This window comes from Sphingobium estronivorans (genome assembly GCF_008692605.1).
Classification (GTDB): Bacteria; Pseudomonadota; Alphaproteobacteria; order Sphingomonadales; family Sphingomonadaceae; genus Sphingobium; species Sphingobium estronivorans.
The window spans coordinates 59,070-84,813 of record NZ_LFCT01000004.1; the positions used below are offsets into that span (position 1 = coordinate 59,070).

Here is a 25,744-nt window from a genome sequence, read left to right on the forward strand (position 1 = left end):
AGGGCTGCCCCTCCCATTGCAATCGCTCCCGTGCCGTCTCGTGCGCAACGCTTGCCGCAACGCGTCATTTCCTGTAGTGGCGCGCGCGATACTCTTGGTCAGGCGCGGTGCCGGCCGGGAAACCACCAATCCCGAAGGCAACTTCATGTCCCTGCGTAATATCGCGATCATCGCGCACGTCGACCATGGCAAGACCACCCTTGTCGACCAGCTTTTCCGCCAGTCCGGCACCTTCCGCGAGAACCAGCGCATCGAAGAGCGCGCGATGGACTCGAACGACCTCGAAAAGGAACGCGGCATCACCATTTTGGCGAAGCCGACCTCGGTCGAATGGAACGGCACGCGCATCAACATCGTCGACACGCCCGGCCACGCCGATTTCGGCGGCGAGGTGGAGCGCATCCTCTCCATGGTCGACGGCGTGATCCTGCTGGTCGATTCGTCGGAAGGCGCGATGCCGCAGACCAAGTTCGTCACCGGCAAGGCGCTGGCGCTGGGTCTCAGGCCCATCGTCGTCGTCAACAAGGTCGATCGCCCCGACGAGCGCATCCAGGAAGTGCTGGACGAGGTGTTCGACCTGTTCGTGACGCTGGACGCCACCGACGAGCAGCTCGACTTCCCGGTTCTCTACGCCTCGGGCCGTAACGGCTATGCCAATGAGGACTCTTCGCTGCGTTCGGGCACGCTGGAGCCGCTGTTCCAGAAGATTGTCGACCATGTGCCGCCCCCGGCGCTGGATCAGGATGCGCCGTTCAGCTTCCTGGTGACGCTGCTCGACCGTGACAATTTCCTGGGCCGCATCCTGACCGGCCGCGTCAATTCGGGCACGCTGAAGGTCAACCAGCCGATCCACGCCATCGATGCCGACGGCAAGGTTCTGGAAACCGGCCGCGCGTCGAAGATCCTGGCTTTCCGCGGTCTGGAACGCGTGCCGGTGGAAGAGGCCAAGGCGGGTGACATCATCTCGCTGGCGGGCCTGACCGTCGCGACCGTGGCGAACACCATTGCCGATCCGTCCGTCACCACCGCGATCAAGGCCCAGCCGATCGATCCGCCGACCCTGTCGATGCGCTTCGCGGTGAACGATTCGCCCATGGCGGGACGCGAAGGCAGCAAGGTGACAAGCCGCATGATCCGCGACCGCCTGATGCGCGAAGCCGAATCCAACGTGGCCATCAAGGTGACGGAATCGGCCGACAAGGACAGCTTCGAGGTTGCCGGTCGCGGCGAGCTCCAGCTGGGCGTATTGATCGAGACGATGCGCCGCGAAGGCTTCGAACTCGGCATTTCGCGTCCGCGCGTGCTGTTCGGCGAGGATGAGGCCGGCAACAAGACCGAGCCTTATGAAACCGTCGTGATCGACGTGGACGATGAATTTTCCAGCACGGTCGTCGACAAGATGAACCAGCGCAAGGCGGAAATGACCGACATGCGCCCCTCGGGCGGCGGCAAGACCCGCATCACCTTCTCGGCCCCGTCGCGCGGCCTGATTGGCTATCATGGCGAATTCCTGTCCGACACGCGCGGCACCGGGATCATGAACCGGCTGTTCGAGAAATATGGCCCGCACAAGGGCAATATCGAAGGCCGCAAGAACGGCGTGCTGATCTCCAACGGTGCGGGTGAGGCGGTTGCCTACGCCCTTGGCCCGCTGGAAGAGCGCGGCGTCCTGATGGTCGGCGTGGGCGAGGCGCTCTACGAAGGCATGATCATCGGCCAGAACGCCAAGCCGGAAGACCTGGAAGTCAACCCGATGAAGTCGAAGGCGCTGACCAACTTCCGCGCGTCGGGCAAGGATGACAGCATCCGCCTGACCCCGCCGTGGAAGATGACGCTGGAACAGGCCATCGCCTATATCGACGACGATGAAATGGTCGAAGTGACGCCGAAGAATATCCGTCTGCGCAAGCGCTATCTCGATCCGAACGAGCGCAAGCGCATGTCGCGGGCCAAGGCAGCCGCCTGATTGCTGCCCATGGGATGAAAAAGGGGGCTGGCGCCACGGGGAGCCAGTCCCTTTTTCGTTTGACGGCAGAGGCGGCCAATAGGGTCCAGCTTACCTCCTCAGGACGATTTCTCCCGTCCGCGGATCGGTCAATGTGACATTCTCCAGCGCCTGAATGCGCCAGCCGCCATCGCCGCGCCTCAGCACGGCCAGGATCAGCGTATCGACCGCATGCGGTCCCGCCGGATGCGTGGCCCCGGTCGACAGACGGCTCCAGAAATGAACGATGGCGCCGTCTTCGCCCATCGGAACCGTGTCGATCAGTTCATTGTCGAGCGTCGAATCCCGGTAGATCGTTTCATGAAGCGGGCGATGGAGCGCGACGATCTCCTGGACGCCGCGCACATAATGGGCGAACCGGTTCACGAACGTCGCATCCTCATGGAACAGGGCGCCAAAGGCCGCCATGTCATGGGTGTTCCAGGCAGATTGAAAGGCTGCCGCTACGTTTTCCGGTCGTTCCATTCCATTCCTTCCCGACCCGCCTTCCGAAGGGGAAGCGCCGGACATATACTGGCGATGCGCATCGTGACAAATTTGTAGCATCGTAAAGCGACTGGCCCCCGCGCGGACGGCCCTTTATGATCGCGCCGTTTGCCCTTTGCGCGAAAGCTTTTCATGCATCTTCTCATTGGCCTGGCCGGTATTGCGCTGATCCTTGTCATGGCTGTCGCCCTGTCGTCCGACCGCCGCGCCATCCGGTTGCGGGTGGTTGGCGCGGCCTTTCTGTTGCAGGCGGGCATCGCGTTGCTGGTGCTCTATGTGCCCGCCGGGCGCGCGGTGATCGCGGGCATGTCGCATGGCGTCGCCAATCTGCTGGGCTATGCGCAGGCGGGGACGGACTTCATCTTCGGCCCGCTGGCCACGCCGGAGATCGGCGGGGCGAGCTTCGCCATCGCGGCGCTGCCGGTGATCATCTTCTTCGCCAGCCTGGTGTCGATCCTCTATTATCTGGGCATCATGCAGCAGATCGTCCGCTGGGTCGGCGGCGCCATCGAGAAGGTGACGGGCGTGTCCAAGGTCGAGAGTCTCTGCGCGGCCGCCAATATCTTCGTCGGCCAGAGCGAAAGCCCGCTCGTCATCCGCCCCTATCTGGCAGGCCTGTCCCCGCCGCAGCTCTTTGCCGTGATGACCAGCGGCATGGCGGGGATCGCGGGCACCATCCTCGCTGCCTATGCTTCCATGGGGATCAAGATCGACTATCTGCTGGCGGCGAGCTTCATGTCCGCGCCCGGCGGTCTGCTGATGGCGAAGATCATGATGCCCGACGAGCCGGGGCACGAGCCGGAACGGCCGATGGCCGATCGTTCCGACGCCGAAGGCACGCCGGGCGAGCCGCTGCCCGCCACGCATGATGAGGAAAAGCCCGCGAACATCATCATGGCCGCCGCCCAGGGCGCGCAGACCGGCGTGAAGCTGGCCGTCGCGGTCGGTGCGATGGTGCTGGCCTTCGTCGCGCTCGTGGCGCTGGCGAACGGGATATTGGGCGGGATCGGCGGTTGGTTCGGCTATCCGGACCTCAGCTTCCAGCAACTGTTGGGTTATGTCTTCTCGCCGGTCATGTACCTGCTCAATATTCCGTGGAACGAGGCGCAGATCGCCGGCGGCCTGTTCGGCACCAAGGTCGTGCTCAACGAATTCGTCGCCTATATCAATCTGGGGCGGGTGGAAGGCGCGCTGTCGCCCGCGACCATCGCGATCGTCACCTTCGCGCTTTGCGGTTTCGCCAATTTCAGCTCGATCACGATCCAGATGGCCGTCACCGGCAATCTCGCGCCCAATCAGCGGCCCGTGATCGCGCGGCTGGGGGTGAAGGCGCTGGTCGCGGGCAGCCTGGCCAATTTGATGAGCGCGGCGCTGGCGGGGTTGATGCTCAGCCTGCGCTGATCGTTTCATCGCTATAACAAAAGTTCTACCGCCCCTTGGCAAAAGTCATTATGGTTAACCCATGGGGGCGAAACGCATATTCGGGCTGGCGGCTATGCTGTCGGCTCTCACGGGCACGGCATGGGCGCAGGCGCCCAGGCCGGGCACATTGGAAAGCTACAAGGACTGGACCATCGGCTGCGACAATCGCGACCGATGCGAGGCTGTGTCGCTGCTGCCCGAGGGTGGCGGCTGGCCCGATGCGCCGGTCATGATGGGCATCAGGCGGGACGCGGGCGCCGCCGCCGACCCGGAAATCTGGGTCAGCCGCGACGCCAAGGGGCGCGAGACGCTGAGCTTCCTGATCGACGGGCGCACGATCGCGACCGCGGGCAGCGTGGATGGTGAAGCCAGCCTGGAAGGACCGCAGGCTTCCGCACTCGCCATCGCCATGGCGCGGGGCGGGACGATGGAGATCCGGTCAGGCGTCAAGCGGATCGGCCAGCCCTCGCTTGCCGGTTCGGCTGCGGCATTCCGGTACATGGATGCGCGGCAGGGACGGGCGGGGACGCAGGCGGCGCTGGTCGCAACCGGTGCGCTGGCTCGCGGCGCCGTCCGCCCGGCGCCTGCCAGCCCGGAGGTCCGCCGCGCGATCATCCCCAATGGCGCCGAACCGCCCGCGCTCTGGCGGGAGGAATTGACGGCGCTCGGCAAGTTCACCGGCTGCGCGGACGAGATGAAGAACGCGGCCTCGCCGCCGGAGCTGCACCGGCTTTCCAGGACGGAAACGCTGGTTCTGGTGCCTTGCGGGGCGGGGGCCTATAATTTCACCGCCGTCCCCGTGATCGCGACGGGCATAGCGGGGCGGCGGGCGTTCCATTTCGCCAGCTTCGACTATCAGCCGGGCTGGAGCGAGGATGCGAACCATCCGATGCTGGTCAACGCCAGTTGGGCGCCGCAGACCTCCACCCTGCAAAGCTACGCCAAGGGCCGGGGTCTGGGCGATTGCGGCGGCAGCGAATCCTATGTCTGGGACGGAACGCGCTTTCGCCTGACGGAAGCGAGCGCCATGGGAGAATGCCGGGGCGCCTGGCACTGGATCACCACCTGGTCGGCCAGGGTCGTCGAATAAGCCTCAGATGCCGCCGGCTTCCTCCCGTTCCAAGAGAGTGCGCCGCGTCCGGTCCGGGCTGAGCCAGTGCCAGCCCAACAGCACGGGCGCCAGCGCGGCCATGCCGATCAGCGTGCCCGCCAGCCGCTCCAGCGCGGGTCCGATGGCGGCATCGCCATAGCTGTCGGGTACCAGCGCCACCAGCACTGCTAGGGTGAACTGCGTGCCGACATAGCGATAGCCATGATCGCCATTTTCCAGATGCCGCCCCAACGCCACGCCCGCCATCGTTCCAGCGATCAGCACCACCGGCGATCCGTGAGCGATCAGCAGCACGGCGGCCGCGAGGGCCGCTCCGGCGATGCCGCCCAGCACGCGGTGGACAATGCGGCGACCCACGGGAAACAAGCCGCTGCCGCCAACGACGGCCGTCGGCATCATCATCACCGCCATGGCGGCAATCGCGCCCTGCGTCGGCGCGGGAATGGCGATCAGCGCATGCAGCACGGCCAGTGACGCGACCGCCACGCCCGCCTGCAAGGCGTGGCGAAAGGCCCCGCTGTGCCAGCCCAGCCTTTGCGGTGGCGGGGTCCGGCTGCCGGGCCAGCGGCGACGCAGCGTCAGGGTGGAGGCCAGGCTGACAGTCACGCAGGCCAGCGTCCCCACGCTTGTCTCCAGAATCCGCGTGGCGACGAAGCTCGGCAGGGCGATGTCGGGATGCTCCACCCGGTCGAACAGCAGCATGACGAAGGTCAGGCCAAAGAACAGCCAGGCATAGGATCGCTTGCCGGTCAGCGCGCCATAAAGGCTGACCGTCGCCGCCGCCAACATCGCCAGCGCGACCAGCGGCATGGAGGGCAGGACAAGCGGCGCGATCCCCAGCGCAAGCACGCCGCCCGCGACCGTCCCGGCGATGCGCAGCAATCCGCGCACCATCGTTTCGGCCGCATGACCGCGCATGACCATGTAGCCGGCGAACGCCGCCCAGGAGACATGAACCGCGCCCAGCCCGTGTGCCAGCGCAATCGCCAGCAGGACGGAGGCGACGCATTCCGCCTCATCGACGGTGCGTGCCGAGATGAAACGCGTGACCGCAGCCGGATTCATGTCCCCCGCATAGCGGCAGGGATGCGGCTTGCCTACGCCTCCGCGAGAATCAGCGAAAACAGCCCGTCCGCATCGGTCCATTCCCGCAACGGTTCCCACCCGCCCGCGCGCAGCAGCAGCCTTTCGTCGCGGGTGCCATATTTATGGCTGCTCTCGGTATGGATGGTTTCGCCCGTCGCCATGCGGAAACATTGTCCCGCAACGTGAAAATGCAGCGGCCGCACGGCTTCCAGATGCATTTCGATCCGCGCTTTCTCGTCATTCCAGCGCGCGCGATGGGCGAAGCCGTCGAGCGGCATGTCGCCCTCCAACTCGCGGTTGATCCGCGCGATGAGGTTCAGGTTGAACGCCGCCGTCACCCCCGCCGCATCATCATAGGCGGCGATCAGCCGGTCGCGGTCCTTGATCCGGTCCATGCCGATCAGCAGCATCGATCCTTCACCCAGCAGCCGGTGCATCGCTCGCAGCAGGTCCACGGCGGCCTCCGGCTCCATATTGCCGATGGTCGATCCGGGGAAGAAGCCCAGCCGGGGCAGCCCCTCCACGGCGGTGGGCAGCGACGGGTCGCGGTTGAAGTCGCCGACCACGGGCAAGACCGGCAGACCGGGGAAGGTCGATGCCAATTCGGCGCTGCTGGCATGAAGAAACTCGCCGCTGATGTCGATCGGCACATAGGCCGCCGGGTCAATGGCGCGCAGCAGATGCGGCGTCTTGCGCGCGCTGCCCGCGCCGAATTCGACTACCGCTCGTCCCGGTCCCACCATCGCGGCGAAATCCGCCCCATATTTTTCCAGCAAGGCGGTTTCTGTCCGTGTCGGATAATATTCGGGCAGGTCGGTGATCGCCTCGAACAGTTCCGATCCGCGACGGTCGTAGAACCAGATGGGCGGCGTCGCCTTGGGCTCGCGCGACAGCCCCTCCAGAATGTCCCGTCGGAAAGCCGGATCGGGCGCGCGCAGGGGCAGCGTGGCGTCCTTCGTCAGCAGCATCGCCTTACAGATCCTTTGCCAGCCGCAGCCCGGTGAACTGCCAGCGTTGATGGGGATAGAAGAAATTGCGGTAGCTCGCCCGGACATGGCCGCGTGGGGTGGCGCAACTGCCTCCCTTCAGCACGAACTGGCCGGACATGAACTTACCGTTATATTCGCCCACTGCTCCCTCGGCGGCGCGGAAGCCGGGGTGCGGCCGATAGGCGCTGCCGGTCCATTCCCAGACATCGCCGAACATCTGGGTCAGCGTCGATTCCCCCTCCGCCACGCGCGCGCGCGGGCAGGTCGCGCCGTCGAGCTGGTTGCCGCTGGTGGAAGCGATATTCAGCGCGGCGCTTTCCCATTCGGCTTCGGTCGGCAGGCGGAACCCCGCCCAGCTGGCATAGGCATCGGCTTCGTACAGGCTGATGTGCGTGACCGGGGCGGCAGGGTTGACCGGCTTGCGGCCGTCCAGGCCATAGCGGGTCCAGCCCTGTTCGTTGCGCCGCCAGTAGAGCGGCGCCTCAATCCCTTCCGTCTGGATCCACGCCCAGCCGTCCGACAGCCAATGGGACGCTTGCGTATAGCCGCCATCCTCGATGAAGGCGATCCATTCGCCATTGGTTATCAAACGATGCGCCAGCGCATGGGGATGCAGCACCGCCTTATGCCGTGGTCCCTCGCAATCGAAGGCGAAGTCGCCCTTGCCATCGTCGCCGATCTCCACCAGCCCTTGCCGCCCCTCGATCCAGTGGAGGGGGCCCGGCACTGGCGCGGGCAGGGCGTTGGGCGCGTCGAACAGCGCGGGTTCCAGCGGATTGAGCGAGAAAAGATGCTGCATGTCGGTCAGCAGCAATTCCTGGTGCTGCTGCTCATGGTGCAGGCCCAGCAGCACCAGCGCCTGCACGTCCGGCATCAGCATCGGCAGCGCCGTGATCAGCGCCTTATCGACATGGGCGCGATAGGCGCGGATTTCCTTCAGCGATGGCCGCGTCAGCACTCCACGCAGGGGCCGGGCATGGCGCGGGCCTTCCGCCTCATAATAGCTGTTGAAAAGGAAGGCGTAGCGAGGATCGAACGGCTTGTAGCCAGTGACATGGTCGCGCAGCACGAAGGTTTCGAAGAACCAGCTCACATGGGCCAGGTGCCATTTGGCCGGTGACGCGTCCGGCATGGACTGCACCGTCGCGTCGGCGTCGGACAGTGGCGCGGCCAGCGCTTCGGTGAGCGCCCTGACTTCCCGATAGCGGGTAATCAGGTCGATCTGGCTCGGTGCGGTTCGGCTTCTGGCCATCCATGCCCCTTCGATACGGTTGATCCGCTCTCGCGACCAAGCGCATGAAAGTGCGCTTATGTTCCAAAAGCCAGGCTGGAAGGGCGTTCGGCCCGTCGGATCTGATCCCGGCCCGACTGCTTTGCCCGATGAAGCGCATCCTCCGCCCGTGCGATTGCGGCCGTGACGGGGCCGCTGCGCCAGGTGCAGAGTCCTGCGGAAAAGCTGATCGGTTCGCCGTCCATCCGGCCGATGGGTTCCCGCCGCATCCGGTCGGCAATGCGGGCGAGCGACCAGCTGGCTTCATCTTCTATGGCGTCCTGATAGAAGATCGCGAATTCCTCACCGCCCCAACGGCCGACAAGGTCGACGCGGCGCGTCTGCGACGCAAGGCAGGCGGCGAAATCGCCCAGCATGCGGTCCCCTTCGTCTTGACCGAGGCGGTCGTTGACCTGCTTGAAATGATCGATGTCGAGGATCGCGATACAGCCCCGCCGCCGGTTCTGCGGCAGGGCGTCGATCTGCGCCAGGAAGCCAAGCCGGTTGGCGATGCCGGTCAGCGGGTCTTCATGGGCGATGATATTATGTTCGTCGATCGGGCTGCGCGGAGCGGCCTTACCCTGGCGGATGAAGGGGAACAGCCGGCAGACGATGTCGCCGACGTCGGGCGGGGTCCGTCTGGCCTTGCCTCCCCGGTTCGGGACGTTGTTCGGATTCAGCCCACCGGCGAGCGCATGGAGAGGGTCCAAAAGCGCGCCGATGCCGATCAGCGCCCCCGCCGTGCCCGCCAAGGTGGCGAGGGTCAGGATGACGAACTCGGCCCAGGCCATCCGTCCCGTCGCGGCGCCCCAGCCGATATAGCCAAGCAGCGGCAGATGGGTGGCGCCGCAACAGAGCGCGAGGAGCCGGAGCCGCAGGGAATGCGGGAACAGGAAGGAGGTCGCGAGGTAGAAGTGCATCCCTGAGGCCCGTTATTGAAAACGGATTCAAAATTGGGATGGCGCGTAAATCATGGGTGAAGGAAAAGAGTTAACGGCAACGAACCGTGCGGAAGGAGAGTCGAACCGCTACCGCGACGCGCCCGGCACCCATTTGACGTCATGCGCGCCATTGCCGTTAAGGCGGCGTGCCATCACGAACAGCAGGTCGGACAGGCGATTGAGATAGGCCAGCGCCTGCGGATTGAGCGCCATTTCGGCCGCTGCGGCGGTGGCGGCGCGTTCGGCGCGGCGCGTGACGGCGCGGGCCAGGTGCACGGCGGCGGCGGCAGGCGATCCGCCGGGCAGGATGAAGCTGTCCAGCGGGGCGAGATCGGCGTTCATGGCATCGATCTGCTCCTCCAGCCGTTTGACCTGCGATGCGACGATGCGGAGGGCCCACGGCTCGTCCGCGCCATCCGGAATGGGCGTGGCGAGGTCTGCGCCCAGATCGAACAGGTCGTTCTGGATGGTGGTCAGCCAGCCCGCCTCCGACACGAGGCCGAGTGCCACGATGGCGAGACCGATGGCGCTGTTCGCCTCATCCACGTCGCCCACGGCCTGCATGCGCGGCGCGTGCTTGGGCAGGCGCGATCCATCGACAAGCCCAGTCGTGCCCGCATCGCCGGTGCGGGTGTAGATCTTGTTGAGCTTCACCATGAGGAGTCAGCCATTGCCCTTCATCAGCAGCAGGATGGCGACGATGATGACCGCGACCGCCTGGAACAGGATGCGGTTCATCATCATCCGGTTCTGCTTCAGGCTGGACGGGCTGGGACCGTTTTCGGGCGAATTAAGCTGTTCCTTGGTCGCCTGCAAAAAGGCGACGATGCCCCGGATCAGGGCGAACAGGGTGGCGCCCATGGCCAGGATCAGGGCGATGACGAGCACGGTATTCATGGGATGAATCTAGGCGCTTGCCAGCGAAATGCCAATCGGAAAGCGCGCATGGCGCAGGTCGTCGGCCAGACGCTTTGGATCGACGCCCTGCGCCCGCAGATCGGCCAGCGCAATCGACCCGTCGCGCTTGGCCAGCCGCCTGCCGTCCGGCCCGACCAGCAGCGGATGGTGGATGTAGATGGGGGAGGGGAGGTCCAGCAGCGCCTGGATGAGCCGGTGAATGTCGGTCGCAGCGCGAAGATCGTCGCCGCGCAGCACATGGGTCACCCCCATCGCCGCGTCGTCCAGCGTGCAGGACAGATGATAGCTTGCCGGCGCATCCTTCCGGGCGAGGACGACATCGCCCGCCAGCAGGGGTTTGGCCTCCACCCATTGCGTGTCCCCGCACTCAAGCGAGGACGCCTGCCAGCGCAAGGCTCCGGCCCGCTCGACAGCCCGTGCCATGTCGATCCGCCAGGCATGCGTCTGGCCCGCTGCTACCCGCCGCGCCTGTTGGTCCTTGCTCAACCCCCGGCAGGTCCCCGGATAGATCGGCCCTTCCGGTCCATGCGGCGCGCTCGCGCTGGCCGCGATGTCGGCGCGGGTGCAGAAGCAGGGATAGAGCAGCCGCATGTCCTGGAGCCGCGCCAGCGCCGCGTCATAATGCGCCAGCCGGGCCGACTGAAACGCGATCTCGCCATCCCATTCGACGCCGATCCAGCGCAAATCCTCGACTATTCCTTCGACATGCTCGGGCCGGCTGCGCGTGCCGTCGATATCCTCGATCCGCAGGCGGAAGGCGCCGCCGCGCGCGCGGGCGAAGTCCATCGCCCGCAATGCCGACCAGCCATGGCCGATATGCAACCTACCGGTGGGGCTCGGCGCGAAGCGAGTTACCATATGCTGTGGCTCGTGCGATTGAATCATACAGGCCCTTGACGGGGTGGGGTTGTTAATGCTGTCATGCTTCCGTCACGTTTCTGGTCGATCAGAGCGGCGGCAAATGGGGGTTGAAGGGTAATATATGTACCATCCCGACCTGATACGACATCCGGAAAACTGTCCGGCCCTGGTCCTGAACGCGGACTATACGCCGCTAAGCTATTATCCGTTGAGCCTCTGGCCTTGGCAAACCGCCATCAAGGCGGTTTTTTTGGAACGGGTGGACATCGTCTCCAGCTATGAGCGGGAGGTGCACAGCCCCAGCCTGCAAATGAAGATTCCCTCGGTGATCGCGCTCAAGCAATATGTGAAGCCGTCAGAACATCCCGCCTTCACCCGCTTCAACCTGTTCCTGCGCGACAAGTTCGCCTGCCAATATTGCGGATCGCCGCATGACCTCACCTTCGACCATGTGGTTCCGCGTCGTGCCGGCGGGCGCACGACATGGGAAAATGTCGCGACCGCCTGTTCGCCCTGCAACCTCAAAAAGGGTGGGCGCACGCCCAAGGAAGCGCATATGCAGCTGCATGTGACGCCGATCCGCCCGACGAGCTGGCAGTTGCAGGAACATGGCCGCGCCTTCCCACCCAACTATCTGCACGAGAGCTGGCATGACTGGCTCTATTGGGACGTCGAATTGCTGGCGTGACGGCGGCGTCCGTCAGGGCAGGAACGGCAGCCAGTCCAGATCCATGTCCTTGTGCCGATTGGTATAATGGCCGATCTCCTCCAGCCGCGCCATGTCGCGTAAGGTGATGCGCCCATTGGCCCGGCTGATCAGGCCTTCCTGCTCCATCTGCCGGATCATCCGGTTCACATGGACCGAGGTGAGGCCGATGGCGTCGCCAATCTCCTCCTGCGTCAGCTTCAGGTCGAAACTGTCGATGATGCTGTCGTCCGTCACCCTCAGCCGGTCGAAAATGTCGAGGAGGAAGGAGGCGACTCGTGCCTTGGCCGATGTCCGCCCCAGGGAGGCGAGCCGGTCGGTCAGCGCGACGCGCTCCGCATTGGACAGCAGGAACAGCAGCGCCGCGACGCGCGGAAATTCTTCCAGCAGGCGGCGCAGCGCATGTTTGTCGAACGGACAAATGATCGCGTCCGACAAAGCCACCAGGGATTCCGGCGCTTTGCTGTAGATCGTGCTGGCCGACCCGATGAAATCGCCGGGGAAATAGACGCGCAATATCTGCCGGCTGCCGTCGGGCAGGATAACGAAACTCATGACACGGCCTTCGCGCAAGACGAAAAGCTCCGTGACTGTATCGTTGACGCGCTGGATCATCGCCCCGCGCTTTACCTTGCGGGGATTTTCTTCCAGTCGGGCGAGTGCCTTCTTTTCCAGATCGGACAAGGGTACATGCTTCGCCAACCTTTCTGCGAAACAACTTGCTGCCACCAAACACACCTTTTTATTTGCATTGTCGTTACGATGGCAAAACGCCCCATGCGTCTTTTGGCTGCATTTCCGTCGCTTGCACTAAACTCGATCAATAATGAGCTTGGGAATGCATAAATGTTTCAGCCTGACGACAGGATATGGCCCAATTCGCTGGTCGGAACCGCGTTCAGCGCCTTGCGAAAAATGCAATTCACGGTAAGAAACCAGCCGATGGATCGCATTCACATTCGCGGCGGCAAAACGCTCAACGGCCGCCTTCCCATCTCCGGCGCAAAGAACGCCGCCCTGACGCTGCTGCCCTGCGCGCTTTTGACCGACGAGCCGGTGACGCTGCGCAACCTGCCGCGCCTGGCGGATGTGGACAGCTTCGGCCATCTGCTGAACCAGCTGGGCGTCTCGACCATGATCGAGGGTGCCCGGCCGGAGGATTTCGGCCGCGTCATGACGCTGCGCGCGGGGCGCGTCACCTCGACCGAAGCGCCCTACGACATCGTGCGCAAGATGCGCGCGTCGATCCTTGTGCTGGGACCGCTGCTCGCCCGCGCGGGCGAGGCACGGGTGTCGCTGCCCGGCGGCTGCGCCATCGGCAACCGCCCGATCGACCTGCACCTCAAGGCGCTGGAGGCTTTTGGCGCGAAGATCGAGATCAATGCCGGCTATGTCCGCGCCAGCGCGCCCGACGGCGGCCTGCCCGGCGGCATCTATACGTTCCCGGTGGTGTCGGTCGGGGCGACCGAGAACGCCGTTATGGCGGCGGTGATGGCCAAGGGCATTTGCGTCCTGGAAAATGCGGCGCGTGAGCCGGAAATCGTCGACCTCTGCAACCTGCTGATCGCCATGGGCGCCGAGATTGAGGGCGTGGGCACCGACAAGCTGACCATCCACGGCAAGCCCCGGCTGCACGGCGCGACCTACAGCGTGATGCCCGACCGGATCGAGGCGGGCAGCTATGCCTGCGCCGCCGCGATCACCGGCGGATCGCTGGAACTGGCCGGGGCCTGCGCCAATGACATGCATGCGATTCTTGCCGCGCTGCGCGACGCGGGCGTCCATGTCGAGGAACTGAAGGACGGCATCAGGGTGTCGTCGGACGGCAAGCTCAAGCCGCTCACCATCTCGACCGCGCCTTTCCCGGCTTTCCCGACCGACATGCAGGCGCAGTTCATGGCCATGCTGACCAAGGCGGACGGGGCGTCGGTGCTGACCGAGACGATCTTCGAGAACCGCTACATGCACGTCCCCGAACTGGCGCGCATGGGCGCGGACATCGGCGTCAATGGCCGCACGGCGGTGGTGCGCGGGGTCGACCGCCTGGTCGGCGCGCCGGTCATGGCGACCGACCTGCGCGCCTCGATGAGCCTGATCCTTGCGGGTCTGGCCGCCGAGGGGGAAACCCAGGTCAACCGGGTCTATCATCTCGACCGAGGCTATGAACGGCTGGAGGAAAAGCTCTCCGCGGTCGGCGCCGATATCGAGCGGGTCAGCGATGGCTGAAGGGCGCGGGCTCGAGACGGATCGCGCGGCGCTGATCGCGCGCTATGATCTCGATGCCGGCGGTTTCGCTACGCTCGACCAGATCACCGCCTTTGCCGCCGCGCTGTGCGAAGCGCCGATCGCGTTGGTCGGCATCGTCGAGGCGGAGCGGCAGCGCTTCCTCGCCCGCACCGGCCTGGACGCGGAAGAAACGTCGCGGGACGTGTCATTCTGCGCCCAGGTGATGCTGGGCGAATCCATCTTCATCGTACCCGATGCCGGCGCGGACCCGCGCTTTGTCGACAATGCGTGGGTGGCGGGGGACCCCTCCGTCCGTTTCTATGCCGGCGCACCGCTGATCGACGGCCAGGGAACGCCTCTGGGCGCTCTTTGCGTGATGGATGACAAGCCGCGCGCCGGGCTGACGGATCTTCAGCGGCAGGGCCTGTCGTTGCTGGCGCATCAGGTGATGGCGGAGTTGGAGGGGCGCCGTCGCGACCGGGAAGTGATCGCCCGGCAGGCGCTGGATGCACGGGCGGTGGCGGACAGCGATCGTATGTTCCGCACCCTTGCGGACACCATGCCGCAAATGGTGTGGTCGGCTCTGCCCGATGGTTACAACGACTATTTCAATGCGCGCTGGTATGAGTTTACCGGCGTCGCGCAGGGCAGTACCGACGGCGAGGGATGGAGCGCGATGTTCCACCCGGAGGATCAGCCGGTCGCATGGAAACGCTGGCGACACAGCCTGGAAACCGGCGATCCCTATGAGATCGAATATCGGATGCGCCATCACAGCGGCGACTATCGATGGACGCTGGGCCGTGCCCTGCCGATCCGGGATGGAGAGGGGAAGATCGTCCGCTGGATCGGCACCTGCACCGATATCAACGAGCAGATCCTGATGGTCGAGGAGCGGGAGGTCATCGCGCATGAACTGTCCCATCGGATCAAGAACATCTTTTCGGTGATTGCCGGTCTGATCGGGCTGTCGGCGCGCCAGCATCCGGAAATTCGAGCCGCAGCGGACGATCTGCGCGACCGGATCATGGCGCTGGGCCGGGCGCATGATTTCGTCCGGCCCCATGGTCCCAATTCAAGGCCAGACGTGGGCGAGGGACGGCTATGGGGCATATTGGACCAGATTTTCGCGCCCTATCGCGATGTGGTGGGCGGCGCGCGCATCCTCTTTTCCGGCGAAAATCCGGCGATAGATGACCGGTCCGCAACGCCTTTGGCCTTGTTGTTCCATGAACTGGCAACCAATGCCGCAAAATATGGCGCGCTCTCCGTACCCGCCGGCCGCGTTCATCTGCTGGTGGTGACCGAGGACAGGGAAATCCGCATCGATTGGCGGGAGGAGGGCGGTCCGCCTCCCGTGCCCGCCACGGCGCAAGGGTTCGGCAGCCGGCTCATGCAGCTGAGCATCGAACGACAATTGGGGGGACGGATGAGGCGCGACTGGCGGCCCGAAGGGCTTAACCTCAGCCTCTGGATTCCAGCCGCATCCATGAGCCGTTCAGCGACGGGAATGGCGTGAATCCCGCGATGTCCGTGGCTTCCAGTTCCGGTCTGTCGGTTGCGGCGAGATGCAGCGTTTCGGCGATGCTGCGCGCGCGGAAGGGTTTGGTGATGACGCCCAGCGCCACTTCGGAAGCGGCGCCGATCTGGGCGGGGTTGGCGGTCACATAGATGACGCGGACGCCATATTGGCTCGCCAATTCAAGACCGATGCCGGGACCGGTAGGCCCATCGCGCAGGTTGAGGTCGACAAGCGCGATGTCGCAATCGCGCGCAGCATCGAGCGCTGCCTGACGATCAGCCGCAATGGCGCTGACCGTATAGCCCGCATCCTCGACAATATGCTCGATTTCCAGAGCGACGAAAATTTCGTCTTCGACGATCAGAACTTTTTTGCTCATCCCAACGCCCACGCAACTGGAGGCAGTAAATGCGTTAAGCGTCGAGTGGTTCCCGTAGCGGCGAAAAATTTCCGCTATATTGGCCCCGCTATTGCGCAGGCTCGTCCGCCACGCTGGTCCACAATGTCTCGAAACTGCCGCCCCGCATTATCAGGACGGAGGCCGGATAGCCCGCTTCGCTGGCCTTTTGCGCCGTGCCGGTGGCGCTTTCCACGGCGGCCTCGCGCGTCGGGAAGGGACCATAATAGCGGTTGTCGAGATTGATCTTCCACACGTCCTCATGTTCCAGGACGATATAGCGGGCATGGGGCAGGGCCATGTCGGTTACAGAACCTCCGTATTATAATGATGCCAGGCCATGATTGCCGCCGCGCCGCGATGGGGGCGCCAGCGCTCGGCCAATTCTCGCGTCTGCTTTTCGCTCGGTCGTTCGGGCAGGCCCAATATCCGTCCGATCTCGATCTGCACGGCAAGATCCCCCGCGGGCCAGATGTCCGGCCGTCCCTCCGCAAACAGCAGATAGATTTCCGCCGACCAGCGTCCGATCCCCTTGACCTGCACGAGCTGGGCGATGGCTTCCTCGTCATCGGCCGGCAAGGCGTGAAGGTCGAGCGCGCCGCTCACCACCAGTTCTGCCAGGCTGCGGGCATATCCCTGCTTCTGCCGGGACAGGCCGCAGGCGCGCAGCGTATCGAAATCGCGCTGCATCAATATTTGCGGCGCGCAGCCCTCGCCCAGTTCCGCCTCCAGCTTCCGCCACACCGCAGCGGCGGCCGCGACGCTCACCTGCTGGCCGACGACGGTGCGCAGCAGGGTTTCATAGCCCGGCTCGCGGACTCGGGGCAGGGGGTAGCCGACCCGTCCGATGGCGGCGGCGAACGCCGGCTCGACCAGGGCGATATTGTCGAGGCTGGCCCGCAATTGTTCCGCTGTGATGACCATTGAATCGCTGTCCGGCTCTTGATTTCCCGCTGGCCGTCCGTAATGAGCGGCAAGAAAAATTTGAGGATCTGGGTACATGGCTAAACTGATTGTGGTCAACCGTTCGGGTGAAGAGAAGGCGGTTGAAGGCGATAATGGCCTGTCGGTGATGGAAATCATCCGCGACAACGGCTTTGACGAGCTTCTGGCGCTCTGCGGCGGCTGCTGCTCCTGCGCGACCTGCCACGTCTATGTCGATCCCGCCTTTGCCGACAGCCTGCCGCCGGTCAGCGAAGATGAGAATGATCTGCTGGACAGCTCCGACCATCGCAACGAAACCAGCCGCCTGTCGTGCCAGCTGACCTTCAACGACGCGTTGGACGGCCTGCGCATCACCATCGCGCCGGAAGATTGATCCTGGTCCGCCCCCGCCGCGTTACGGTTTGACCCTTAGCGTGGCGGCGGGCGCCTCACTGGTCAGCGGCGTCACCTTCCAGACGATCTGCTTGCCCTGCGGCGTGTCTTGCGCGCCGTCTTCCTGATTCTGGCTGACGATCTCCGCATTGGTGGTGAGGGTGAAGGTGCCGTCCAGCGCCTTGGCCGCGTCGTCGCCGCCGCTGCCGCCCATCGGGTTCTGGCTCTTGTCATAGCCGTTGGAATAGCCCGGCGCCTTCATCCGTACGCGGTCATCCCCGCGCAGTTCCACCGCGACGAAGGGCAGCACGATCTGCGCGTCGCTGTTGAACGGAAAGAGAAAGGCGTGGGTCAGCCTGCCGCTGATCGCATAGTCGATCTCGAACCGATGATTGCCCATATAGCGGGCCGAGCGGAAGCCCTTTTCCCTGGAGAGCGCCGCCGCGATGGCCTGCATCTGCTGCTCGTCATTCTTGTCTTCCTTGCCGTCGAAGCGCTCCTCGGCCTTGGGTTGCTCCTTGGGTTGCAGGGCCGTGTGGAGTTTGCTCGGCTGCTCCTTGGGCGGGGTGCCGCCGATCGGATCGTCGTTTGAGGGAGGCGACCCCAGCCCCTTGCCGATATCGGACGCCAAAATCTCGCCCTTATAGGTGAAGCTGAAGCTGCGGTCGGCACGGATGTCGAGCGTCGATTCGAACTTGCCCGGCGTCACCAGGCAAGCCGAAAGCAACAGGCTGACCGCCAGAACGCCGGCGGTGCGCAGAAAAGCGATCACGAGCGACCTCCCCCTATATTCATGCCCCCTATGCGCTACCGGCTGGCCGCCGCGTAAAGGGCGATCGCCGCGGCATTGGAAACGTTCAGGCTTTCCATCCGCGGGCTGATCGGCAGTTTAGCCAAAATGTCGCAATGCGCCATGCTGTTGTGGCGCAGCCCTTCGCCCTCGGCCCCCAGCACCAGCGCCACCCGCGACGTGCCGATAGCCTCGCCCAGCGTCGTGTCGGCCTCGCCATCCAGACCGATGCGCCAATAGCCCGCCTCCGCAATCTCATCGAGCGCGCGGGCAAGGTTCACGACCCGGACCCAGGGTATGATTTCCAGAGCGCCCGAAGCGGCCCGCGCCAGCACTCCCGATTCGGGCGGAGCATGGCGGTCCTGCGTCACGATACAGAGCGCGTCGAACGCGGCGGCTGACCGCAGGATCGCGCCGACATTATGCGGGTCCGTTACCTGGTCCAACACCAGCACGGGGCGCCCATAGCCCGGTCCGTCGTCCTGTCCGGCCTCCAGCGCGTCGCCCAGCCAGACCTCGTCCAGCGGTTCGACCTCGGCCACGATGCCCTGATGCGGCGCGTCCGATGGCACCATGCGCCCCAGATCGGCGCCATCGGCATAGACGATGGGCAGGACTGGCGGCAGGTCGAGTGCGTTCAACGCCTCGCGCGTACCCCATATCTTGCGCACCACCCGGTTCGGATTGGCGAGTGCGGCGATGACGGCATGCCGTCCATAGAAGCGGGGAAAGGTCCCTTTGGCCTTTCCAGTGCGGTTTCCTCTTTTCATGAGTTGCTCTTTTCACATTGGGCCATTGACAGGCAAGTCTCCTTTCGCCATTGAGCGCCCTCCAGCCGATCGGGGCCTCCCCGAAACGGTTAGGCGACTGGACAGGTGGCCGAGTGGTTAAAGGCAGCAGACTGTAAATCTGCCCGGGTTTCCCGTACGCTGGTTCGAATCCAGCCCTGTCCACCATCGCCCTTTTGGGCCTACTCGACGGTGAGTGGGCAGAGGCGGCGGTTCGTGCCTCCCACCATCTTCTTCTACAAAGACAGCCGCGCCCTTGCCCGCTGGAGCAAGCCCGCGTCTTCGATCAGTTGGCGCGGATAGATGTTGCGCAGGTCGACGATGACCGGCTTGTTGAGCAACCTCTTCATCCCAGTTGAGGTCGAGCGCGCAGAAATGGTCCCATTCCGGGGCGGTGGCCAGTGCATCCGGCGGTTTCCATCGCATCATAGGCATCCGTGCAGCAGATGACATTTTCCAGAAGCTTTTGCGCCTGTTCGATGCCTTCCGGGTCATAGGCGTGAATGACAGCGCCGGCATCCTGCAAGGTCCGGATGATGGCGATGGACGGGCTGTCGCGCGCATCGTCGATATTGGGCTTGAAGATCGTGAAGCAGGTCCCCGAAAGGAGGCCCGCTTAGCCCGTACCGGTCATCGTGTTTTTCATGGCCAACCGCCCCTCTTGCAATGGCAAGGGAGGATCAGGCCGCCGGGGTGGCCGCCAGCAAATTTTCGGCGATCTTGCGCATGTCCGCCGCCATGTCGGGCCGTTCAAGCGCCAGCGCCAGATTGGCCTCGACATAACCGATCTTCGATCCGCAGTCGAAACGCTGGCCGGTGAAGGTCAGGCCGTGAAAGGCGCCTTGACCGATCATCGCCGCCATGGCGTCGGTCAGCTGGATTTCACCGCCCGCGCCCTTTTCCTGGCGTTCCAATATGGTCATGACTTCCGGTCGCAGGATGTAGCGGCCGGGCAGGATCAGGTTGCTGGGGGCAGTACCGGGTGCGGGCTTTTCGACCAGCCCCTTCACCTCCGTCAGCGCGCCGTTGCGGGCGCCCGGATCGATCACGCCATAGCTGGATGTCTGCTCCATCGGCACTTCCAGCGCGCAGATCAGATTGCCGCCGATCTGCTCATGGGCATCGACCATCTGCCTCATGCATCCCGGCGAGCCGTGCATGAATTCGTCGGGCAGAATGATTGCGAAGGGCTCGTCGCCGATCACGTCGCGCGCGCACCAGATGGCATGGCCGAGACCCAGCGGTTCCTGCTGGCGGATGAAGATGGCGTTGCCGGGCGTCAGCCGGGTTCCTTCCAGCGCGGACAGATCCTTGCCGCGTGCCTTTTGCGTTGCCTCCAGTTCGTAGGCGACGTCGAAATGATCCTCTATGGCGTTCTTGCCGCGCCCGGTGATGAAGATCATGGTTTCGATGCCGGCTTCCAGCGCTTCGTCGACCGCATATTGGATCAATGGCCGGTCGACCACGGGCAGCAATTCCTTGGGAACGGCCTTGGTCGCCGGCAGGAAACGGGTGCCCAGACCCGCGACGGGAAACACGGCCTTGCGAACGGCTTTGCTCTTCATGAAAAATTCCCTGGTTACAGACCCTTGATACGGGCCGCCGCTCCACCCCGCCGCCGATATTTGGCATCGCAGCCTGTCGGCGGCGGCGTCAAGCTAATCATGCTTTATTCAAAACCGGCGAGCATTATCGTGAATGGTCCGGCTTATACCATCGCGCTCGGTCTTCGACCGATCACAAGTGGGTTTCGCTCAGGCGCCGCGCGACCTTGGTATTATTCCCCTTATGGGCCATTTCGTATCGACAATGCTGATCATCGGATCATAATTTACGGCAAATTAACGCTGAACTGAGATGGAGACAGCGTCAGCCCGGCCGTGCAGGCCATTGGCCCGGTGGATGAAGCGTGTCGGTGGAGAAATGATGAAGTCGCCCTATATCATCCCGATGCAACGTCTTCCGCGTCGATCCGACCGCCATGCCGTGAACCGGGCATCCACGCTTCGGTCCGACAATGGCAAGCCTGTCGATGTGCTGTTGGAAAACATGTCGCTGACGGGGTTCAAGATTTCCGCGCCCGGTGAATTCGTCGTGGGAGAGGAGGTCGTCATCGGCCTTGCCGGTGTCGGCGTCCGCTCGGCCCGGGTGGTCTGGGCGGAAAATGGCCAGGCGGGCTGCGCGTTCGACCAGCCCCTGACCGCGCTGGAACTGGAGGAGACCGAAAAGGCGCAAACGGTGATCCAGGGTGCTTTCCGGCCGGGATCGAACCTTGGATCGGCCAAGGACGGTGGGGTGGCGGACACGCCGTTCACAGGACTGGCCACGCCGATACCGCTCCGCCTGCGGTCCCGCTATCGCATCGCCCTCATCATGCTGGCCTCGCTTGCAAGCTGGGGCATTTTCATGGCGATGCTGATATTCGGCAAGCATATTCTGGGTTTCTGACGGGCTTCTACTGTTCCCGGCGCTATTTTTTCTTCCGCATTTTGAAAAATGTGCCGACGATGAATATCAAGCAGAAGGGTATCCAGAAAATCGCGATCAAACGATCCGTTATCGTAACGGAAACATAGGGGCGTGACAGAGTCTGTCTGCGCCACATATGGTAAAGGCCTATAATCCAGATCAGAAAAAGGGCGATGCCCAAGAACAACATCATCGCTATATCGTCGCCTCTACGCTACGGGGTGGCCTGTTAGTAGATCATTTGCGCCGGCGCCACTATTCCCCTGCCGGCATATCGCACTGAAATGGGACAGGTCATGGTTAACTCGCGGGTGGGAAGAAACCCCGATTCGGTTAATCCCCCGTGCAAGAATGTCGATGTTTACGCAAGACAGTAAAGAAGTGAAACGCGATCTTAAATTTGTGTCATTATTCTACCCTATGCTGTGATAGCGGACCCACGCAAAACAGGGGCGAGAAGAAATTCGATGAAAACGGTGCTGGTTACAGGTGGAGCGGGCTATGTCGGCTCTCATTGCTGCAAGGCATTTGCGGCGGCGGGGTGGAATGTCGTTACGCTCGATAATCTGTCGCGCGGGTGGGCGTCCGCCGTCAAATGGGGCCCTCTGATCGAGGCGGACATTGCCGACCGGGCCGCGGTCGAAAGCGCCCTGCGCGAGTATCGGCCCGATGTCGTCGCGCATTTCGCCGCCTATGCCTATGTCGGCGAATCGGTGGCGCAGCCGGACATTTATTATCAGAACAACAGCGCGGGGACTTTGGCCCTGTTGGAAGCCATGCGGGCCTGCGGGCAGCGGCATATTCTGTTTTCCAGCACCTGCGCGTCCTACGGCAATCCCGTCCGGCTACCCATTGACGAGACGCATGCGCAGTCGCCGATCAATCCCTATGGCTGGTCGAAATTCATCATCGAACGGATGCTGGAGGATTATGCGCGCGCCTATGATTTCCAATCCATCGCGTTGCGCTATTTCAACGCGGCAGGGTGCGATCCCGACGGAGAGATCGGGGAGCGGCACGAGCCGGAAACCCATGCCATCCCGCTCGCCATCGCGGCGGGGATCGCCGGCGGCGCCTTCAATGTGTTCGGCACCGATTTCGACACGCGCGATGGCAGCGCCATCCGCGATTATATCCATGTCTGCGATCTGGCCGACGCGCATGTGCTGGCGGCCGAACGCCTGTTGCGCGGGGAGGGGACGGGCGCCGACATCTTCAACCTGGGCACGGGCAACGGCACAAGCGTTCTGGAAATAGCGGCGGCGGTCAACCGCGCGACCGGCGGCCGCCTGCAACTGCTGTACGCGCCGCGACGGGAAGGCGATCCGGCTCAACTCGTGGCGTCGGCGCAAAAGGCACGGGATGTGCTGGGATGGGCGCCGACTCGTTCCGACATCGACTCCATCGTCGATACCGCATTGGCGTGGCAGCTGCGGCAAACCGTGACGGATGCCGCTGCCTGAAGGCCGAAGGGTTCTGCCTATCGAGGGGCGCGGCGGGACATGGTCAGCAGATTCAGCGCGAGGCGATGGATCTGCGCCGTCACTTTGGTTTCGGACCCTTCCGGTCGTCCCGACGCGATCCAGAGAAGGCCATGCGTGCTCAGATAGAGTCCGATGCACAACAGGCCGCGCCAGCCCAGTTCCGTGGCCAACATCCATTCGGGCAGTTCGCCATACGCTCTGTCGGGCAGCATCAGCACCACCGCCGACATGACCCCGACACTGGCAAAGCTGCGCCATGAAGCCTTGAACGGTTCATATATCCGGCGCGATGTCAGGACGGCGGCAAGGGAAAGTCCGTACAGGGACTGGAATATGCCGGACGCCGCGCGGGCCATCAAAAGGCCGATGAGCCCGCCATAATGATAGCCCAGATACATGGCGACGGTGCGAAGGACCATGTAGATGACGGAGCGCGCGGCCAGCATCCTGACCCGGCCCAGCGCCATCGCCAGCGCTTCCACGCCGGCGCCGACCGTTTGCAGGGCGAAAACCGGGGCCATGAACTGCACCACCGGAATCGCCAGTTCCCAGCCGGGACCGAAGAGCAGGTAGATCATCGGCTTGGCGAGCAAGGCCATGGTAAAGCCGATCGGCAGCGCAATCGCCAGACCGGCGGCCTGCACCTGCGCATAGTTGCGCCGCAGCCGGTCGGGGTCGTTGTTCATGATCGCGAAGGCGGGGAACATGGCGCGCGTCAATGTCGGAATGACGTCGCCGGTCGCCATCGAGTTGATCTGATTGCCGACCGTATAGGCGCCGACCGTCTTGGTATCCATGACCTTCCCGATGAAGAAGATCTCTATCCGCAGCGCGAGTTGCAAAAAGAGATTCTGTACCAGCAGCCAAACGCCGAAACCGAGCATTTCGCGATAATGGGTCAGGGACAGACGCGGGCGGCCCGGCACCCGCCAGTAGGACAGCAGCAGGTTGACCAGCGCCTGGGCGATATTCCCCGCGACCAGCGCCCAATAGGACCGCAGCAGGAAGGCAAGGCCGATCGAGATGATGCTGCCCGCCAGCGTGGCGAAGGCACGCCGCTGCGAATCCTTCTTGAAGTCCAGATTGCGCGAATAGAGCATGAAATAGGGATTGTGCAGGCCGTTCAGGATCGTCGTGATCGTCAGCGCATAGAGGATCGCGTCCAATCCCGGCGCGTTCATGAACCGCGCCAAGGGAGAGGCCACCGCCGCGAGCAGCGCAGCCATCGCGAGGCCGCGCAGGAAATTGAGGGTGAAAGCCGTCGACAGGTGGGAATCGTCCAGCCCGCGGGTGCGCACAAGGGCGTTGCCGACCTCCACATTGGTCATGGCTTCCAGGATGATCATGATCGTCGTGGCAATCGCGACGACGCCGAAATCGGCGGGCATGAGCGCGCGCGCCAATATGGCGAGTGTAACCAGTTGGAGCCCGCGCATCGCCATGTTGAGCGACCACAGCATGAGCGCGCTGTTGGCGACGCGCGCGCCCAGATCGGCACCGCTGCGCTCAACATCCATCGGCTGTGCTGGTTCGGTCATCCATGGTCCTATGCTTGCGGTGCTGCGCCGCGAGAGGGGCCTTACAATGTGCGTCGGGCAAGTGCGACAGAAAATCTCTGTTTCATCTTGGATTTGAAGGAAGATTTGCGAGAATAAGAACGTTAAACGCTTGCGGCGATCGAGCGCTTGTCCATAATGTTTTCGCTACCGGACATTGATCAGCACAGGATGCCATGACGCGTCGGACCGACACCCTGTTTGCCACGGCCTTTCGCGCCCATGGCCGCAAACGCATTCCGGTCGCGCTTGCGGCGGGCGGGGCGCTGCTGACCGTTACGGGGCTTGCGCTGACCTTCACGGCCGTCCGGATGGGCGATTGGGGGAATCCCGTCGCTTCGGCGTTGGCGAATGCGATTGCACCTGCCGTCATTGACGATGCCGCCAGCCTGACCGCTGCCCTGAGGCGCGCGCGCGGCGGGGAGACGTTGCTGCTGGAACCGGGACGGTATGAGATGCTGAACCTGAAGGGAATCGGCTTTGCCCGGCCCGTGACCCTGGCCTCACGCGATCCGCGCCGGCCAGCGGTGCTGACCGGGTTCAAATTCCGCAATGTCGAAGGGCTGGTCCTGCGCGATCTGGAATTCGACGTCGTAGCGGCAAACGGCATGTTTTCCTACGATCTGACCGGTTGCGCCAATATCGAATTGCGGCGGATCAATGTTCATGGATCGCTGGATGGCAATCCAGCCAACGATACATCGCCGATCATGATCCGCGGGTCGAGCCATGTGACCGTTGCCGACAGTGATTTTCAGGAACTGTTCCACGGCATATCGTTTCTGGAAAGCCGGAACCTGACCTTCACCGGCAATGCCTTTCGCGATCTGCGCACGGACGGCATTCGGGGGGGAGGGTCTTCGCACCTGTTGATCAGTGGCAATGTCTTCACCGCTTTCAAGCCGGCCCCGAAAGATCACCCCGATGGCATCCAGTTGTGGACCACCAATACGACGGCGGCCGCGCGGGATATCGTGATCGAAGGCAATGTCGTCATGCGCGGCAAGGGCGATCCCATACAGGGCATCTTCATCCGCGATACGTTCGATCAGTTCCCGTTCGAGGAATTGACCGTCCGCAACAATCTGGTCGTCGGCGCGATGTATAATGGGATATCCATCGGCGGGTCGAAGGGCGCCGTGGTGGAAAACAACAGGGTTGTGGCCTTTGCCGGGCAGAAGAGCTGGATACGCGTCGGCATCGCCACGGGCATGCGGATGACCGACAACCGTGCGACGGCCTATATCGTGCCGGCGACGGCGCAAGTCGAGCAGAAGGGCAACCGCACGATAGGCGTTGCGCGGGACGGGGGCCGGGCGGCCCTGGCGGACTGGTTGGCGCAAGGGAGCAATGCGCGACTGATGGCGCGTCCGCTCGCGGCGGCCGGATTGCGGTAGCGA

General features: G+C 63.8%; 27 protein-coding genes and 1 tRNA gene. 11 read left to right on the top strand and 17 right to left on the bottom strand.

The annotated features are described in order from the left end of the window. Positions 1-145 precede the first annotated feature (145 nt). Positions 146-1,966: a translational GTPase TypA gene (typA, locus tag F7P65_RS04315; protein WP_150290530.1), complete on the top strand. Its 1,821-nt coding sequence runs from the start codon at positions 146-148 to the stop codon at positions 1,964-1,966. 90 nt (positions 1,967-2,056) lie between these two features. Here typA and F7P65_RS04320 read toward each other — a convergent pair whose 3' ends face one another. After that, positions 2,057-2,470: an SgcJ/EcaC family oxidoreductase gene (locus F7P65_RS04320; RefSeq protein ID WP_150290531.1), complete on the bottom strand. Its 414-nt coding sequence runs from the start codon at positions 2,468-2,470 to the stop codon at positions 2,057-2,059. Positions 2,471-2,623: 153 nt separating this feature from the next. Between F7P65_RS04320 and F7P65_RS04325 the strand changes: the two genes are divergently transcribed. Both F7P65_RS04325 and F7P65_RS04330 read left to right on the top strand, forming a co-directional pair. Further along, positions 2,624-3,892, top strand: a complete 1,269-nt coding sequence (locus F7P65_RS04325; RefSeq protein ID WP_150290532.1) for a NupC/NupG family nucleoside CNT transporter — start codon at positions 2,624-2,626, stop codon at positions 3,890-3,892. 61 nt (positions 3,893-3,953) lie between these two features. Beyond that, positions 3,954-5,003 (top strand): DUF1176 domain-containing protein, encoded by a 1,050-nt coding sequence (locus F7P65_RS04330; protein WP_150290533.1) that lies wholly within the window; start codon positions 3,954-3,956, stop codon positions 5,001-5,003. 3 nt (positions 5,004-5,006) lie between these two features. On the opposite strand, the gene F7P65_RS04335 is transcribed toward F7P65_RS04330, so the two are convergent. The 7 genes from F7P65_RS04335 to gluQRS form a co-directional block, all read right to left on the bottom strand. Beyond that, entirely contained in the window at positions 5,007-6,089 is a 1,083-nt protein-coding gene (locus F7P65_RS04335) for an FUSC family protein (RefSeq protein ID WP_150290534.1), read from the bottom strand. A 32-nt stretch (positions 6,090-6,121) separates the two neighbouring features. Beyond that, on the bottom strand, positions 6,122-7,078 hold the full coding sequence (gene egtD / locus F7P65_RS04340; RefSeq protein ID WP_150290535.1) for an L-histidine N(alpha)-methyltransferase: 957 nt from the start codon (positions 7,076-7,078) through the stop codon (positions 6,122-6,124). A gap of 4 nt (positions 7,079-7,082) precedes the next feature. Next, positions 7,083-8,351 (bottom strand): ergothioneine biosynthesis protein EgtB, encoded by a 1,269-nt coding sequence (gene egtB / locus F7P65_RS04345; RefSeq protein ID WP_150290536.1) that lies wholly within the window; start codon positions 8,349-8,351, stop codon positions 7,083-7,085. 56 nt (positions 8,352-8,407) lie between these two features. Beyond that, entirely contained in the window at positions 8,408-9,289 is an 882-nt protein-coding gene (locus F7P65_RS04350) for a GGDEF domain-containing protein (protein ID WP_150290537.1), read from the bottom strand. Between the two features lie 108 nt (positions 9,290-9,397). Continuing rightward, positions 9,398-9,967, bottom strand: a complete 570-nt coding sequence (locus tag F7P65_RS04355) for a cob(I)yrinic acid a,c-diamide adenosyltransferase (RefSeq protein ID WP_150290538.1) — start codon at positions 9,965-9,967, stop codon at positions 9,398-9,400. Between the two features lie 6 nt (positions 9,968-9,973). Next, entirely contained in the window at positions 9,974-10,207 is a 234-nt protein-coding gene (locus F7P65_RS04360; protein WP_150290539.1) for a twin transmembrane helix small protein, read from the bottom strand. A 9-nt stretch (positions 10,208-10,216) separates the two neighbouring features. Next, positions 10,217-11,086 (bottom strand): tRNA glutamyl-Q(34) synthetase GluQRS, encoded by an 870-nt coding sequence (gene gluQRS, locus F7P65_RS04365; protein ID WP_240334200.1) that lies wholly within the window; start codon positions 11,084-11,086, stop codon positions 10,217-10,219. A 124-nt stretch (positions 11,087-11,210) separates the two neighbouring features. Between gluQRS and F7P65_RS04370 the strand changes: the two genes are divergently transcribed. Further along, complete coding sequence (locus tag F7P65_RS04370; RefSeq protein ID WP_150290541.1) at positions 11,211-11,777, top strand: HNH endonuclease; 567 nt, start codon at positions 11,211-11,213, stop codon at positions 11,775-11,777. A gap of 12 nt (positions 11,778-11,789) precedes the next feature. On the opposite strand, the gene F7P65_RS04375 is transcribed toward F7P65_RS04370, so the two are convergent. Beyond that, complete coding sequence (locus F7P65_RS04375) at positions 11,790-12,527, bottom strand: Crp/Fnr family transcriptional regulator (protein WP_150290678.1); 738 nt, start codon at positions 12,525-12,527, stop codon at positions 11,790-11,792. A 210-nt stretch (positions 12,528-12,737) separates the two neighbouring features. Between F7P65_RS04375 and murA the strand changes: the two genes are divergently transcribed. Beyond that, positions 12,738-14,021: a UDP-N-acetylglucosamine 1-carboxyvinyltransferase gene (gene murA, locus F7P65_RS04380; RefSeq protein WP_150290542.1), complete on the top strand. Its 1,284-nt coding sequence runs from the start codon at positions 12,738-12,740 to the stop codon at positions 14,019-14,021. Beyond that, complete coding sequence (locus F7P65_RS04385) at positions 14,014-15,540, top strand: sensor histidine kinase (protein ID WP_150290543.1); 1,527 nt, start codon at positions 14,014-14,016, stop codon at positions 15,538-15,540. The genes murA and F7P65_RS04385 overlap by 8 nt, the downstream gene beginning before the upstream one ends. On the opposite strand, the gene F7P65_RS04390 is transcribed toward F7P65_RS04385, so the two are convergent. From F7P65_RS04390 to F7P65_RS04400, 3 genes are all read right to left on the bottom strand, one after another. After that, entirely contained in the window at positions 15,485-15,922 is a 438-nt protein-coding gene (locus F7P65_RS04390; RefSeq protein ID WP_150290544.1) for a response regulator, read from the bottom strand. The two genes, F7P65_RS04385 and F7P65_RS04390, sit on opposite strands and share 56 nt — an antisense overlap. Positions 15,923-16,010: 88 nt before the next feature. After that, positions 16,011-16,241 (bottom strand): DUF2188 domain-containing protein, encoded by a 231-nt coding sequence (locus F7P65_RS04395; protein WP_150290545.1) that lies wholly within the window; start codon positions 16,239-16,241, stop codon positions 16,011-16,013. A 5-nt stretch (positions 16,242-16,246) separates the two neighbouring features. Then, positions 16,247-16,864 (bottom strand): DNA-3-methyladenine glycosylase family protein, encoded by a 618-nt coding sequence (locus F7P65_RS04400; RefSeq protein WP_150290546.1) that lies wholly within the window; start codon positions 16,862-16,864, stop codon positions 16,247-16,249. A 76-nt stretch (positions 16,865-16,940) separates the two neighbouring features. On the opposite strand from F7P65_RS04400, the gene F7P65_RS04405 reads away from it, so the two are divergent. Continuing rightward, entirely contained in the window at positions 16,941-17,258 is a 318-nt protein-coding gene (locus F7P65_RS04405) for a 2Fe-2S iron-sulfur cluster-binding protein (RefSeq protein WP_150290547.1), read from the top strand. A 21-nt stretch (positions 17,259-17,279) separates the two neighbouring features. Here F7P65_RS04405 and F7P65_RS04410 read toward each other — a convergent pair whose 3' ends face one another. Both F7P65_RS04410 and F7P65_RS04415 read right to left on the bottom strand, forming a co-directional pair. Further along, on the bottom strand, positions 17,280-18,029 hold the full coding sequence (locus F7P65_RS04410) for a hypothetical protein (RefSeq protein WP_150290548.1): 750 nt from the start codon (positions 18,027-18,029) through the stop codon (positions 17,280-17,282). A 35-nt stretch (positions 18,030-18,064) separates the two neighbouring features. Then, positions 18,065-18,817 carry a TrmH family RNA methyltransferase gene (locus F7P65_RS04415; protein WP_150290549.1) on the bottom strand — a complete coding sequence of 251 codons (753 nt, stop codon included), beginning with the start codon at positions 18,815-18,817 and terminating at the stop codon, positions 18,065-18,067. Between the two features lie 99 nt (positions 18,818-18,916). On the opposite strand from F7P65_RS04415, the gene F7P65_RS04420 reads away from it, so the two are divergent. Continuing rightward, positions 18,917-19,003: transfer RNA gene (locus F7P65_RS04420), tRNA-Tyr, on the top strand. 178 nt (positions 19,004-19,181) lie between these two features. On the opposite strand, the gene F7P65_RS22280 is transcribed toward F7P65_RS04420, so the two are convergent. Both F7P65_RS22280 and galU read right to left on the bottom strand, forming a co-directional pair. After that, complete coding sequence (locus tag F7P65_RS22280) at positions 19,182-19,361, bottom strand: hypothetical protein (RefSeq protein WP_240334201.1); 180 nt, start codon at positions 19,359-19,361, stop codon at positions 19,182-19,184. A gap of 154 nt (positions 19,362-19,515) precedes the next feature. Continuing rightward, positions 19,516-20,400, bottom strand: coding sequence for a UTP--glucose-1-phosphate uridylyltransferase GalU (gene galU, locus F7P65_RS04430; RefSeq protein WP_150290550.1), 885 nt, complete (start codon positions 20,398-20,400; stop codon positions 19,516-19,518). Between the two features lie 358 nt (positions 20,401-20,758). Here galU and F7P65_RS04440 point away from each other — a divergent pair, with 358 nt between their 5' ends. Further along, positions 20,759-21,283: a PilZ domain-containing protein gene (locus F7P65_RS04440; protein WP_205451918.1), complete on the top strand. Its 525-nt coding sequence runs from the start codon at positions 20,759-20,761 to the stop codon at positions 21,281-21,283. 488 nt (positions 21,284-21,771) lie between these two features. Then, on the top strand, positions 21,772-22,767 hold the full coding sequence (gene galE / locus F7P65_RS04445; protein WP_150290553.1) for a UDP-glucose 4-epimerase GalE: 996 nt from the start codon (positions 21,772-21,774) through the stop codon (positions 22,765-22,767). A gap of 17 nt (positions 22,768-22,784) precedes the next feature. Here galE and F7P65_RS04450 read toward each other — a convergent pair whose 3' ends face one another. Continuing rightward, the gene (locus F7P65_RS04450) at positions 22,785-24,326 is read right to left on the bottom strand and encodes a lipopolysaccharide biosynthesis protein (protein ID WP_150290554.1); all 1,542 of its coding nucleotides are present in this window, start codon (positions 24,324-24,326) and stop codon (positions 22,785-22,787) included. Positions 24,327-24,520: 194 nt separating this feature from the next. Here F7P65_RS04450 and F7P65_RS04455 point away from each other — a divergent pair, with 194 nt between their 5' ends. Then, complete coding sequence (locus tag F7P65_RS04455; RefSeq protein WP_150290555.1) at positions 24,521-25,741, top strand: right-handed parallel beta-helix repeat-containing protein; 1,221 nt, start codon at positions 24,521-24,523, stop codon at positions 25,739-25,741. Positions 25,742-25,744 lie beyond the last annotated feature (3 nt).

Excerpts from the sequence above, each read along its gene's own strand:
- typA (WP_150290530.1), top strand. The coding sequence starts at position 146 with ATGTCCCTGCGTAATATCGCGATCATCGCGCACGTCGACCATGGCAAG.
- F7P65_RS04320 (WP_150290531.1), bottom strand. The coding sequence starts at position 2,470 with ATGGAACGACCGGAAAACGTAGCGGCAGCCTTTCAATCTGCCTGGAAC.
- F7P65_RS04325 (WP_150290532.1), top strand. The coding sequence starts at position 2,624 with ATGCATCTTCTCATTGGCCTGGCCGGTATTGCGCTGATCCTTGTCATG.
- F7P65_RS04330 (WP_150290533.1), top strand. The coding sequence starts at position 3,954 with ATGGGGGCGAAACGCATATTCGGGCTGGCGGCTATGCTGTCGGCTCTC.
- F7P65_RS04335 (WP_150290534.1), bottom strand. The coding sequence starts at position 6,089 with ATGAATCCGGCTGCGGTCACGCGTTTCATCTCGGCACGCACCGTCGAT.
- egtD (WP_150290535.1), bottom strand. The coding sequence starts at position 7,078 with ATGCTGCTGACGAAGGACGCCACGCTGCCCCTGCGCGCGCCCGATCCG.
- egtB (WP_150290536.1), bottom strand. The coding sequence starts at position 8,351 with ATGGCCAGAAGCCGAACCGCACCGAGCCAGATCGACCTGATTACCCGC.
- F7P65_RS04350 (WP_150290537.1), bottom strand. The coding sequence starts at position 9,289 with ATGCACTTCTACCTCGCGACCTCCTTCCTGTTCCCGCATTCCCTGCGG.
- F7P65_RS04355 (WP_150290538.1), bottom strand. The coding sequence starts at position 9,967 with ATGGTGAAGCTCAACAAGATCTACACCCGCACCGGCGATGCGGGCACG.
- F7P65_RS04360 (WP_150290539.1), bottom strand. The coding sequence starts at position 10,207 with ATGAATACCGTGCTCGTCATCGCCCTGATCCTGGCCATGGGCGCCACC.
- gluQRS (WP_240334200.1), bottom strand. The coding sequence starts at position 11,086 with ATGGTAACTCGCTTCGCGCCGAGCCCCACCGGTAGGTTGCATATCGGC.
- F7P65_RS04370 (WP_150290541.1), top strand. The coding sequence starts at position 11,211 with ATGTACCATCCCGACCTGATACGACATCCGGAAAACTGTCCGGCCCTG.
- murA (WP_150290542.1), top strand. The coding sequence starts at position 12,738 with ATGGATCGCATTCACATTCGCGGCGGCAAAACGCTCAACGGCCGCCTT.
- F7P65_RS04385 (WP_150290543.1), top strand. The coding sequence starts at position 14,014 with ATGGCTGAAGGGCGCGGGCTCGAGACGGATCGCGCGGCGCTGATCGCG.
- F7P65_RS04390 (WP_150290544.1), bottom strand. The coding sequence starts at position 15,922 with ATGAGCAAAAAAGTTCTGATCGTCGAAGACGAAATTTTCGTCGCTCTG.
- F7P65_RS04395 (WP_150290545.1), bottom strand. The coding sequence starts at position 16,241 with ATGGCCCTGCCCCATGCCCGCTATATCGTCCTGGAACATGAGGACGTG.
- F7P65_RS04400 (WP_150290546.1), bottom strand. The coding sequence starts at position 16,864 with ATGGTCATCACAGCGGAACAATTGCGGGCCAGCCTCGACAATATCGCC.
- F7P65_RS04405 (WP_150290547.1), top strand. The coding sequence starts at position 16,941 with ATGGCTAAACTGATTGTGGTCAACCGTTCGGGTGAAGAGAAGGCGGTT.
- F7P65_RS04415 (WP_150290549.1), bottom strand. The coding sequence starts at position 18,817 with ATGAAAAGAGGAAACCGCACTGGAAAGGCCAAAGGGACCTTTCCCCGC.
- galU (WP_150290550.1), bottom strand. The coding sequence starts at position 20,400 with ATGAAGAGCAAAGCCGTTCGCAAGGCCGTGTTTCCCGTCGCGGGTCTG.
- F7P65_RS04440 (WP_205451918.1), top strand. The coding sequence starts at position 20,759 with ATGATGAAGTCGCCCTATATCATCCCGATGCAACGTCTTCCGCGTCGA.
- galE (WP_150290553.1), top strand. The coding sequence starts at position 21,772 with ATGAAAACGGTGCTGGTTACAGGTGGAGCGGGCTATGTCGGCTCTCAT.
- F7P65_RS04450 (WP_150290554.1), bottom strand. The coding sequence starts at position 24,326 with ATGACCGAACCAGCACAGCCGATGGATGTTGAGCGCAGCGGTGCCGAT.
- F7P65_RS04455 (WP_150290555.1), top strand. The coding sequence starts at position 24,521 with ATGACGCGTCGGACCGACACCCTGTTTGCCACGGCCTTTCGCGCCCAT.